This window comes from Pelomicrobium sp. (assembly GCF_036803785.1).
Lineage (GTDB): Bacteria > Pseudomonadota > Gammaproteobacteria > Burkholderiales > UBA6910 > Pelomicrobium.
Genome location: NZ_DAIRTR010000100.1, coordinates 1 through 11,216, shown reverse-complemented (window position 1 = coordinate 11,216; position 11,216 = coordinate 1). Strand labels below are relative to the sequence as shown.

Below are 11,216 nucleotides of genomic sequence, written 5' to 3'. Positions count from 1 at the left end.
GCCGCCTACCTGCTCCACACCCTGGGGGAGCTGTGCCTGTCTCCCGTGGGGCTGTCCATGGTCACGCGACTTGCCCCGGTGCGCTTCGCCTCCATGCTGATGGGAGTGTGGTTCCTGTCCAACTTCGCGGCGAATCTGATGGGCGGTTATCTGGCCGGGATGCTGGAGCGGGTGGCGAGGGGCGAGTACTTTCGCCTACTGGGCGGCCAAGCGGATTTCTTCCTGATCTTTGTCGCCACCTCTTTCGGAACGGGGCTCCTCCTGGCCGCCCTCTCGCCCCTTCTGCGCCGGCTCGGCCACGGACGCTTGTAGCCCGAGGGCAAGCGAACCGGGGGATCAGGACTGGAAAAACTCCCGCACCTTGTCCATCCAGCTCTTGTGGCGGGGGTTGTGCTGCTCGCCCCCCTCCCGGGAAAGGCGCTCGAACTCCTCCAGGAGCTCCTTCTGCCGGGGTGTGAGGTTGACCGGGGTCTCCACCACCACGTGCACCAAGAGGTCACCGACGGTGTTCGAGCGCAAGGCTTTGATGCCCTTGCCCCGCAGCCGAAACACCTTTCCGGACTGGGTTTCCGGGGGAATGCGGATCTTAGCCGCGCCTTCCAGGGTGGGGATCTCGATCTCGCCGCCCAGGGCAGCGGTGGCGAAGCTGATGGGCATCTCGCAGTGGAGATCGTTGCCGTCCCGGGTAAACACCGGGTGGGGCGCGACGTGGATCACCACGTAAAGGTCACCCGGCGGCCCTCCGGAGAGCCCCGCCTCCCCTTCGCCGGAGAGGCGGATGCGGTCCCCGTCGTCCACCCCAGGAGGGATTTTCACCGACAGGGTCTTGTGCTTCTTCACGCGCCCGCTGCCGCCGCAGTGGCTGCAGGGATGGGGGATGTGCTTGCCCGTGCCGTGGCAGGTGGGGCAGGTCTGTTGGATGGAAAAGAAGCCCTGTTGCATGCGCACTTGGCCGTGGCCGCGGCAGGTGGGACAGGTGACGGGACCGCTTCCCGCGCGGGCTCCCGAGCCGTGACACGCTTCGCAGGTGGCTAGCGTGGGCACCCGGATCTTGGTCTCGGTGCCCCGGGCCGCTTGCTCCAGGGTGATTTCTAAGTTGTAGCGTAAGTCCGCACCCCGGTACATAGAAGCGCGGCTGCGCCCGCCTGTACCGAAAATGTCGCCAAAGATGTCACCGAAGGCATCGGCGAAGCTGCCGAATCCGCCGAATCCAGCACCAGCCCCTGCGGTCGCCTCCACACCGGCGTGGCCAAACTGATCGTAGGCGGCCCGCTTGTCCGGGTCGGAGAGCACCTCAAAGGCTTCTTTGACTTCCTTGAAGTGCTCCTCCGCCTGGGGTTTGTCCGGGTTGCGGTCCGGATGGTACTTCATGGCGAGGCGTCGGTACGCCTTCTTGATCTCCTCTTCAGAGGCGTCCCGGTTGACGCCGAGCACTTCGTAGTAATCGCGCTTAGCCATGGCTGGGTGGCGGACCGCACAAGACGACAAGGCGCAGAGTATACGCCGAGAGGGCTTGCCTTCTCAGCGTCTCTGCGCCTTTGTGTCCGTCCGGGCGGTTTACTTCTTGTCCTTGACTTCCTCGAACTCCGCGTCGACCACGTCGGCATCCTGCTTCTTGCTTCCGGCTGTCGAGGACGTACTGGCAGCCTCGGCCTGGGCGCCGGCGTACATTTTCTCCGCCAATTTGTGGGAGGCCTCCGCCAGCGCCTGAGCCTTGGCGTCGATCTCCGCCTTGTCGTTGCCCTTGATGGCGGTCTCTGCCGCGGCGATCGCTGCCTCGATCTTGGATTTTTCCTCCGCCGAGAGCTTGTCGCCGTACTCCTTCAGGCTCTTGCGCACCGAGTGGATGAGCGCGTCCGCCTGGTTGCGAGCGTTGACCAGCTCAAACTGCTTATGGTCCTCGGCGGCGTGGAGCTCGGCGTCCTTGATCATGCGCTGGATCTCTTCTTCGGTGAGCCCCGAGCCAGCCTGGATGCGGATCTTGGCCTCCTTGCCAGTCGCCTTGTCCTTGGCGGTCACGTGCAGGATGCCATTGGCGTCGATGTCGAAGGTCACCTCGATCTGGGGCACGCCCCGGGGTGCCGGCGGGATACCCTCCAGGTTGAACTGGCCCAGGCTCTTGTTGCCCGCCGCCATCTCCCGCTCGCCCTGCAGCACGTGGATGGTCACCGCCGTCTGATTGTCCTCGGCAGTGGAGAACACCTGGGTAGCCCGGGTCGGGATGGTGGTGTTCTTCGGGATCAGTTTGGTGAACACGCCGCCCAGGGTTTCGATGCCCAAGCTCAAGGGCGTAACGTCGAGGAGCAGCACGTCCTTCACCGCGCCTTGCAGCACCGCCGCCTGGATGGCCGCACCGATGGCCACCGCCTCGTCCGGGTTCACGTCCTTGCGCGGCTCGCGCCCGAAGATCTCCCGCACCTTCTCCTGCACCTTGGGCATGCGGGTCTGGCCACCCACCAGAATCACGTCGTCCAGGTCGGATGGCTTCACCCCTGCGTCCTTCATGGCGATCAGGCAGGGCTCCACCGTCTTTTCAATCAGATCCTCCACCAGGCTCTCCAGCTTCGCCCGGGTAATTTTCACCACCAAGTGCTTCGGCCCGCTCGCGTCCGCCGTGATATAGGGCAAGTTCACCTCCGTCTGCTGGGCGGAGGACAGCTCGATCTTGGCCTTTTCCGCAGCGTCCTTTAGCCGCTGCAGGGCGAGCACGTCCTTGCGCAAGTCGATGCCGTGCTCTTTCTTGAATTCTTCGGCCAGATAATCGACGATGCGCTGGTCGAAGTCCTCGCCACCGAGGAAGGTATCCCCGTTGGTGGCGAGCACCTCGAACTGGTGTTCCTTGTCCACTTCAGCGATCTCGATGATGGAGATGTCGAAGGTGCCGCCGCCCAGGTCGTACACCGCGATCTTGCGGTCGCCTTCCTTCTTGTCCATGCCGAAGGCAAGAGCCGCCGCGGTGGGCTCATTGATGATGCGTTTCACCTCCAGCCCAGCGATGCGGCCCGCATCCTTGGTGGCCTGGCGCTGGGAATCGTTGAAATAGGCGGGCACCGTAATGACCGCCTCGGTCACCGGCTCGCCCAGGTAGTCCTCGGCGGTCTTCTTCATCTTCTTCAACACTTCCGCCGAGACTTGGGGCGGGGCGAGCTTCTTGCCCCGCACCTCCACCCAAGCGTCGCCGTTGTCGGCGCGCACGATCTTGTAGGGCACCATCTTGATCGCCCGCTGCACCATGTCTTCGTCGTACTTGCGCCCGATCAGGCGCTTGACTGCATACAGGGTGTTCTGGGCATTGGTGATCTGCTGGCGCTTGGCCGGAGCTCCCACCAGGATTTCACCCTCGTCGGTGTAGGCGACCACGGAAGGGGTCGTGCGCGAGCCTTCCGAGTTCTCGATCACCTTGACTTTGCCGTTCTCCATCACGGCCACGCACGAGTTGGTCGTCCCCAGATCGATGCCGACAATCTTGCCCATAAGCCTGTTCCTTTTTGAAAAGTCTGGATTTTTCCGTTAAGCAGTAAATGCGGGCGCGCCCCCCTTATTTCAAGCCTCGGCCTTGGGCTTGGACACCACCACCAAGGCAGGACGGATCACCCGATCGTGCAGCATGTAGCCCTTCTGCATCACCTGCATCACCAGTCCGGCGGGGCCGTCCGACTCCACTGTGGTCATGGCGTGGTGGCGATAGGGGTCGAACTTTTCCCCCTGGCCCGGGTTGATCTCACGGATGCCAAATTTTTCGAACAACTGGTTGAGCAGCTTTAGGGTGAGCGCAACACCCTCGCGCAACTGCTCGAGGGAGGCGTTTTCCACCGTGAGGGTGGTCTCTAGGCTGTCCTTGATGGGCAGCAGCTGGGTAGAAAAACTCTCCACCGCATACTTGTGGGCGTTGGCGATTTCTGCTTCGGCGCGCTTGCGGATATTGTCCGCCTCTGCCTTGGCTCGCAGCCAGGCGTCGTAGTGCTCCTGGGCGGCTTGCTCGGCTTTTTTGAGCGTCTCCTCCAGGCTGGCGATCAGGTCGGCTTCGGGGACCTGCTCGGACCGGCCGGACAGAGTCGGCTCGCTCACTTCGGTAAGCCCTTCGCCTGCGGAAGTGCCTGGCGGCTCCGCGGAAGGGACCTTATCCCGCTCAATCTCTTGCATGGCGATGTTCCTCCATTAATTTTTTGTTGTTATGGGCACCTGGAGGGGATTTCAAGGGCTGGGCGAGCGGTTTCTTCATCATATTAGAGTGTGCTAATCTCTTCGATTATGGTTGGGACCTCCAGAATCATCGACTTGCAGAACGAGCCGGAGAGCCGGGTACGCACCGCGGCCTTCTATGCCTTGCGGGACCTCGCCCGAGGGGAACAGGCCACGGTGCTCACCCAGGAGGAGCCCACCCTCGTGCTGGAGGCGGTCAACTTGCAGCTGCGCGGGCGGCTCGCCTGGCGGATCTTCCCGGAGGGAAAGGCTTGGCGGGCCGAGGTAGGGCTCAAGGAGGACACTCCTCCCCAGGACGTGATCGATCTCCTCACCCGGCACCATGCTTGGCTCGACCGGCTCTTTGCCCGGGCCCTCGAACGGGTGAACAAGGCCGCGGTGGCGGAGGCGGCCCCTTTGCTAGCCTCCTTCGCCGCCGGGCTGCGGGCCCACATTGCCTTCGAAGACGGCATCCTGGCCCCCAGGCTTGCCCTTGCCGCCAGCCCCACCGGGGATGATCCCCTGTCCGTCATGCTGCGGGAACACCAGGAAATCCTCGCCCAGCTCGCCCTGCTGGAGGAGTGCCTGACCCAAGATCCCCCTGACGGCACGGAAGCCGGAGTCTTCTGCGCCCTTCTCTCGGGAACCCTGGCGAAGCATGAGCATCGCGAGGAAAACCGCCTGTTTCCCCTATGGCGCCTAAGCCTTGAGGAGCTCGCTCCGGCGCAGCGCCGGCGCCTGCTCGATGACTTGCTCGCCCGGCTGCCCTGGGGGGATTCGCCCGGCTGAATCCCTTCAGCCCTCGCTGGTCGTTTCCGCCTCGCGCCTGGCGATGGGGGTGATCAGCACGCGGTCGACGCGCTTGCCGTCCATGTCCACCACCTCGAAGCGGTAGCCCTCCCACTCGAAGGCGTCGGCGATCGTGGGAATACGCCCGAGCTGGGTCATCACCAAGCCGCCCAGGGTCTCGTAGTTGCGTTCCTCCTCGTCGGGCAGCCGCCGGAGGTTGAGGCGATCCTTGAGTTCGTCCACGTAGACCATCCCGTCTACCAGCCAAGAGCCGTCCCCGCGCTCGATCCACTGGGGCTGTTCCGTCGGAGCAATCCCCCCCACAATGGCCTCCAGCACGTCATGGGGCGTCACCAGCCCGAGGATCTCCCCGTATTCGTCAGTGACGAGGCACAGGTGGCTGCCGGTGCGCTTGAAGGTTTCCAGCACCTCGAGGCCGGTGATCCACTCGGGTACCACGACGGGCTCTCGCAGACCGGCGCCGGGGTCGAAGGGCTCGCCCGAAAGGAGGCGAGAGAGCAGCTCCCGCACCGAGACCACCCCCAGCAGGTTCTCTAGCCCACCCCGACATACTGGATAGGAGGTGTGTAACCCCCGGACGATGGTGCGCCGGATTGCCTCCTCGCCCTCCTCCAGGTCGATGTACACGATCTCCTGGCGGGGGGTCATGAAGGTGCTCACGCTGCGGTCGTTCAGCCGGAACACGTTCTTTACCAGGTCGTGTTCTGTCTGTTCCAGCACACCAAGCTGGGCTCCCAAGCGCAGCATGGCTCGGATCTCTTCTTCCGAGACCTGGGCTTCCCGGGCTGGCCGGGAGCCGAGGAGCCGCAGTACCGCCTCGGATGAGGCACTCAGCAGGCGCACCAGGGGATGGGCCGCCAGGGACAGCCACCGCAGCGGACGGGCCACCAGGCGGGCGACACGCTCCGGGTTGTGGAGGGCGAGTTGCTTGGGTACGAGTTCGCCGAGGATGAGGGAGAAGTAAGTGATCCCGATCACCACGAGTCCTAGGGCGAGCGCCTCGGCGTAAGCAGCGAGGGGTTCAAAATGTCCGAGGGTGCGGCTCAGCGCCTCTGCCAGGGTTGCTTCCCCGAACGCACCGGCGAAGATGCCCACCGCCGTGATGCCGATCTGGATCGTGGACAAGAACGACCCCGGATGCTCGGCCAGCTGGAGCGCCACGGCAGCCGCCGGGTCGCCCCGATCCGCCCACTGGCGCAGCCGCAGCTTGCGGGAAGTGACGATCGCCAGCTCGGACATGGCGAGCACGCCGTTGAGCACGATGAGGCTTACGAGAATCAGCAGGTCCATCGTCTTTGCGTCGCTAGTGGAGGGGAGGTTATGTCGCGGGGCAGAGGCCGAAGCGGCATTGCCCTTGCGGTGCTCCGTCCGAGCGATGAGGCTCGCGGGGAAACGCTCAGGCCCGGGCTCCCAGGGCGAGGGCTCGCTCCCGGGAACGTTGCAGCGCCTCGGCCACCGGCTCTGCCTCCAGCCATCCGTGCATATGGCTCTGGGCGAGCTCGGCCAGGGCGTGGATCCAGTCGGGCAGGTCGTTGAGGGCGGGGATGTAGTGAAACTCACCGCCTCCGGCGCCCAAGAACAAGCCCTTGCCTTCGATGGCGATTTCTTCCAAGGTCTCCAGGCAGTCGGCCACAAAGCCCGGGCAGATCACGTCCACCCGGCGCGCCCTGGCTCGACCCAGGGCGACGAGGGTGTCGGCGGTATAAGGCTTTAGCCACTCGGCCCGCCCGAAACGGGACTGGAAGGTGACCCGATACTGCTCGGGTTTGAGCGTTAAGGCCTCCGCCAACAGTCGGCCAGTTTTCTGGCATTCGCAGTGGTAAGGGTCGCCCTTGTCCAAGGTGTAGCGCGGTACGCCGTGGAAGCTCATGAGGAGGAGCTCTCCCTGGCCATGCCTTTCCCAGTGGGCCCGCACCCGGGCTGCCAGGGCGGCGATGTAGCGGGGATGATCATGGAAGTGCTTGATGAGCCTCAAGGCTGGCACGTTGCGCATATGGCTCAATGCAGCGAACACCGCGTCGAAGGCGCTTCCCGTGGTGCTGGCGGAATACTGGGGATACAGAGGCAGTACCAGCACCCGGTCGCAGCCCTGGGCCTTGAGCTGCTCCAGGGCCTGGCAGACCGAGGGGTTGCCGTAGCGCATGGCATACGCCACCGCGGGAGCAGGCCGGATGCGCGCTCCCAGGTAGCCGAGGAGCAGCTTCGCCTGCCGCTCGGTGTGCAGGCGCAAGGGGGAACCCTCCGGCGTCCAGATCTGGGCGTAGCGCTTGGCGGATTGTCGGGGGCGGGTGGTGAGGATGAAACCATGCAGGATCAGCCACCACAGGGGGCGAGGAAGCTCCACCACCCGCGGATCTCCCAGGAACTGCTTGAGGTAGCGGCGCACCGCCGCCGGCGTGGGGGCCTCCGGCGTGCCCAGGTTGATGAGCAGCACTCCTGCCCGGGTTGGGCGTCCATGCTGGAAAGGGGGCTCGGGGCAGTACGGCATGGAGGGCCTAAGCTCGTCGGCCTGGTCCTCTGCAGGGCCGGCCCCTCGCGCCTCGCCTCATTGGGACAGGGCTCCGGACAGGAGCTTGGCCGTAATCTCCACCAGGGGAATCACCCGATCGTAGGCCATGCGGGTTGGACCCACCACCCCTAGGGTTCCCACCACCCGTCCGTCCACCTCGTAGGGGGCAGTGACCACGCTACACTCATCCAGGGGCACTACCCCCGATTCCTCGCCGATGAAGATTTTCACCCCCTGGGCCCGGCGGCTGGCTTCCAGGAGCCGGAGCAAGTCCGTCTTGCGCTCGAAGAGGTCGAAGAGCTGGCGTAGGCGCGACCTGTCGGCGGACAGATCGCGGATATCGAGCAGGTTGTGTTCCCCGGAGACCACCACCGCGTCTTGAGTGTCCTGCACGGCTTCGCTCCCCGCTTCGATGGCGGAGGTCATGAGCTCGACCATCTCCCGCCGCAGCTCGCTGAGCTCCTGCTTTAAGCGCCCCCTGATCTCGTCGAAGGTGAGCCCGGCGTAGTGCTGGTTGAGGTAGTTGGAGGCCTCGGCCAGTTCCGAGGCACTGTAGCCCCGCTCCGGGACGATGACCCGGTTCTGCACGTTGCCTTCGGGGGTGACGATAATGAGGAGCAGCCGCCGCTCCGACAGCTTAAGGAATTCGATATGGCGGAAGGCCGCAACGTCGGGCCGGGGCAGCATCACCACGCCAGCGAAATGCGTGAGCTGGGACAGCAGCTGGGAGGCGGCGTACACCAGGCGCTGGGGGTTATCCGGGTGCAGGTGCTCTGACAGCTCGGCCACTTGGCGCTCCTCCAGGGGCTTCACGACCAGGAGGCTGTCGACGAACAATCGGTAGCCCCGGGCCGTGGGCACCCGTCCCGCCGAGGTGTGGGGGCTGGCGACGAGGCCCATGTCCTCCAGGTCGGCGATTACATTGCGAATGGTGGCGGGGGACAGGTCCAACCCGGAATACTTAGAAAGCGAGCGCGATCCTACCGGCTCGCCCTCCACGATGTAGCGCTCCACCAGGGTTTTTAGCAGAATCTGGGCTCGCTCGCTTAGCATGGGAAAATTCTACAACCGCCCTTGCGGCAGTACCAACCGCGGTCCCGGGAGCACCCGCGCCGCTTCATCCGCTCTTTGTGGTTTAATCCTCGCGATGAACACGTCCTTCAAGACCATTGCCCTGGTAGGGAAGTTCAAGAGCGCCGAAATTGCCGAGCCGTTGCTCCGGCTGGGCGCCTACCTGAAAGAGCGCGGCCTCGAGGTGCTGGTGGACCGCCTGACCGGGACCCACCTGGGGCAGTCCCGTTATCCAGCCCTCACCCTGGACGAGATTGGCCGCCGAGCACAGCTGGCGGTGGTGCTAGGCGGCGACGGTACCATGCTCAACATCGCCCGCACCCTCGCCCCCTACGGGGTGCCCCTGGTGGGGGTCAACCAGGGGCGCCTTGGTTTCCTCACCGACATCTCGGTGGACACCATGCTGCAGACCCTGGGCGCCATGCTGGATGGGCAGTACATGGTGGAGGAGCGCATGCTCCTCGCGGGGGAGGTGGTCTCGTCCCAGGCGGTCGTCTTCCAGGGGTTGGCCCTCAACGACGTGGTGGTACACCGGGGCATCAAGGGCAGCATGATCGAGTTCGAGGTGCGCCTGGACGGCCAATTCGTCTATAGCCAACGCTCCGACGGACTGATCGTGGCCACCCCCACCGGCTCAACCGCCTATGCCCTCTCCGCCGGCGGCCCCATCGTGCATCCGCGGCTCCAGCTCATCACCCTGGTGCCGATCTGCCCCCATACCCTCTCCAACCGGCCCATCGTGATCGGCGCGGACTCGACAGTGGAGATTGTGATGCACGAGACCAACAGCTCCCGAGTGCATTTCGACAGCCATTCCCACGCCGAGCTGCGGGAAAACGACCGGGTAGTGGTTAAACGCTCGCCCCACCCGGTCAGGCTCCTCCACCCGGTGGGGCACAGCTACTACCACATGCTGCGGGAGAAGCTACGCTGGAGCGAGCAGCCTTTTTTCCAAACCCCATCGTAGCCCAGTGCCACCCCGGAACAGCCATGCTGCGATATCTGCGCATCCGTGATTTCGTGATCGTGGACGAGGTGGAGCTGGAGTTTGCCCCCGGCTTCACCGCTCTCACGGGGGAGACCGGCGCCGGCAAGTCCGTCCTGATCGACGCCCTGGCGCTGGTGCTGGGGGAGCGGGCGGACGCGGCAGTGGTGCGAAGGGGCGCCGCGCGGGCGGAGATTGCCGCCGAGTTCGACGTTTCCCGGCTTCCCTGGGTGGAGACTTGGCTGGCGGAAGGGGGCTTCGAGGCCGAGTCGGGATGCTGCCTGTTACGCCGGGTGGTGGAGCCCTCCGGCCGCTCCCGGGCCTTCATCAACGGGGCAAGCGCCACCGTGCAGCAGCTCAGGGAAGTAGGAGTGCGCCTGGTGGACATCCACGGCCAACACGCCCATCAGTCGCTCCTGCGCAGCGACTACCAGCGGGAGCTCCTGGACGCGCTGGGTGGACAGACAGCCCTCGCCCAGGAAGTGGCGGCCGCCTACCACGAGTGGCAAACCCTGCGCGCCCGGCGCATCGAGTGGCAGAAACACGAGCAAGCCCTCGCCCGGGAGCGGGAGGAGCTGGCGCGGGATTTGAAGGAGCTGGAAACCCTCGCCTTTTCCCCTGAGGAGTGGCAGGTCCTGCAGGCGGAGCACAAGCGTCTCGCTCACGCGGCTGCCTTGTTGGCGGGTGCCCAGGAGGCCTTGGAAGCCCTTGAGGGGGAGAACGGAGCCGTGCTTCCCCGGCTCCGGGGGCTGATCCAGCGCCTGTCTGCCCTCACCGACTACGATTCCCGGCTCAAGGAGACGCTGGAGCTCCTGGAGCCGGCGGAGATCCAGCTCAAGGAGGCGCTCTACAGCCTTAACCGCTACGCTTCCCGCCTGGAGCTAGACCCGGACCGGCTCGCCCAAGTGGAGAGCCGCCTAGGGGCGATCCACGCGTGCGCCCGCAAGCACCGGGTGGCGGTGGAGGAGCTGCCCCAGCGGCTCGCCCGAGTGCGGGAGCGGCTCGACGAGATCGGCGGGGCAGCGGGCCTTGAGGCCCTGATGGCCCAGGAAGAGAAGGCCCGGGAGATATATCTGGAGCGGGCACGCCGGCTTTCCCAGGGTCGCAAAAACGCGGCGCAGACCCTCTCCGAGGCGGTTACCCGCGCGTTCAGGGACTTGGCCTTGGGGAGCGGCCGATTTACGGTAGCCTTCCACCCGGTGGATCCCGGGGGTAGCTTCGGGCTGGAGCAGGTGGAGTTCCAGGTGGCGACTCTCCCGGGAACTCCGCCGGGTCCCCTGGGCAAAGTCGCCTCAGGGGGGGAGCTTTCCCGCATCAGCTTGGCGATCCAAGTCATCGCCAGCCGCGTGGCCCAGGTGCCCACCCTGATCTTCGACGAGGTGGATGCGGGCATAGGCGGTAAGGTGGCGGAGATCGTGGGGCGGCTCCTCAAACAGCTGGGGACCCTGCACCAGGTGATGTGCGTGACCCACCTGCCGCAGGTGGCCGCCGCCGCGGACCATCAATGGCAGGTCACCAAGTTGGCGCGGGACGGGGCGGTGGTGAGCCACATCCGGCCTCTGGAGGCCGAGGAGCGCATTGATGAAATCGCTCGCATGCTGGGAGGCGTGAAAATCACCGAGACAACACGCCGGCATGCGCGGGAGATGCTCAAGGTCG

The 11,216-nt window shown here is 65.2% G+C and carries 9 protein-coding genes and 1 pseudogene; 4 read left to right on the top strand and 6 right to left on the bottom strand.

Annotation, left to right across the window (positions count from 1 at the left end; all coding sequences use genetic code 11):
- On the top strand, positions 1-312 hold a 312-nt coding region (locus V7Q81_RS11570), incomplete at its 5' end, for a POT-type proton-dependent oligopeptide transporter (RefSeq protein ID WP_442954823.1).
- Between the two features lie 24 nt (positions 313-336).
- Here V7Q81_RS11570 and dnaJ read toward each other — a convergent pair.
- The 3 genes and pseudogenes from dnaJ to grpE form a co-directional block, all read right to left on the bottom strand.
- Entirely contained in the window at positions 337-1,458 is a 1,122-nt protein-coding gene (dnaJ, locus tag V7Q81_RS11565; RefSeq protein ID WP_333843423.1) for a molecular chaperone DnaJ, read from the bottom strand.
- 99 nt (positions 1,459-1,557) lie between these two features.
- Positions 1,558-3,486, bottom strand: a pseudogene (gene dnaK / locus V7Q81_RS11560) (molecular chaperone DnaK); the annotation flags it as partial.
- A gap of 57 nt (positions 3,487-3,543) precedes the next feature.
- Positions 3,544-4,143, bottom strand: coding sequence for a nucleotide exchange factor GrpE (gene grpE / locus V7Q81_RS11555; RefSeq protein WP_333843422.1), 600 nt, complete (start codon positions 4,141-4,143; stop codon positions 3,544-3,546).
- 135 nt (positions 4,144-4,278) lie between these two features.
- On the opposite strand from grpE, the gene V7Q81_RS11550 reads away from it, so the two are divergent.
- Positions 4,279-4,971 carry a hemerythrin domain-containing protein gene (locus tag V7Q81_RS11550; RefSeq protein WP_333843420.1) on the top strand — a complete coding sequence of 231 codons (693 nt, stop codon included), beginning with the start codon at positions 4,279-4,281 and terminating at the stop codon, positions 4,969-4,971.
- A 6-nt stretch (positions 4,972-4,977) separates the two neighbouring features.
- Here V7Q81_RS11550 and V7Q81_RS11545 read toward each other — a convergent pair whose 3' ends face one another.
- The 3 genes from V7Q81_RS11545 to hrcA form a co-directional block, all read right to left on the bottom strand.
- The gene (locus tag V7Q81_RS11545; RefSeq protein ID WP_333843417.1) at positions 4,978-6,282 is read right to left on the bottom strand and encodes a hemolysin family protein; all 1,305 of its coding nucleotides are present in this window, start codon (positions 6,280-6,282) and stop codon (positions 4,978-4,980) included.
- A gap of 106 nt (positions 6,283-6,388) precedes the next feature.
- Positions 6,389-7,480, bottom strand: coding sequence for a ferrochelatase (hemH, locus tag V7Q81_RS11540; protein WP_333843415.1), 1,092 nt, complete (start codon positions 7,478-7,480; stop codon positions 6,389-6,391).
- A gap of 57 nt (positions 7,481-7,537) precedes the next feature.
- Positions 7,538-8,554, bottom strand: a complete 1,017-nt coding sequence (hrcA, locus tag V7Q81_RS11535) for a heat-inducible transcriptional repressor HrcA (RefSeq protein ID WP_333843413.1) — start codon at positions 8,552-8,554, stop codon at positions 7,538-7,540.
- Between the two features lie 94 nt (positions 8,555-8,648).
- Between hrcA and V7Q81_RS11530 the strand changes: the two genes are divergently transcribed.
- Positions 8,649-9,539: an NAD kinase gene (locus V7Q81_RS11530; RefSeq protein WP_333843410.1), complete on the top strand. Its 891-nt coding sequence runs from the start codon at positions 8,649-8,651 to the stop codon at positions 9,537-9,539.
- Positions 9,540-9,562: 23 nt separating this feature from the next.
- On the top strand, positions 9,563-11,216 hold a 1,654-nt coding region (recN, locus tag V7Q81_RS11525), incomplete at its 3' end, for a DNA repair protein RecN (protein ID WP_333843407.1).

Bases quoted from the DNA above. Each gene is read 5' to 3' on its own strand.
- hrcA (WP_333843413.1), bottom strand. From the start codon at position 8,554: ATGCTAAGCGAGCGAGCCCAGATTCTGCTAAAAACCCTGGTGGAGCGC.
- dnaJ (WP_333843423.1), bottom strand. From the start codon at position 1,458: ATGGCTAAGCGCGATTACTACGAAGTGCTCGGCGTCAACCGGGACGCC.
- hemH (WP_333843415.1), bottom strand. From the start codon at position 7,480: ATGCCGTACTGCCCCGAGCCCCCTTTCCAGCATGGACGCCCAACCCGG.
- grpE (WP_333843422.1), bottom strand. From the start codon at position 4,143: ATGCAAGAGATTGAGCGGGATAAGGTCCCTTCCGCGGAGCCGCCAGGC.
- V7Q81_RS11530 (WP_333843410.1), top strand. From the start codon at position 8,649: ATGAACACGTCCTTCAAGACCATTGCCCTGGTAGGGAAGTTCAAGAGC.
- V7Q81_RS11545 (WP_333843417.1), bottom strand. From the start codon at position 6,282: ATGGACCTGCTGATTCTCGTAAGCCTCATCGTGCTCAACGGCGTGCTC.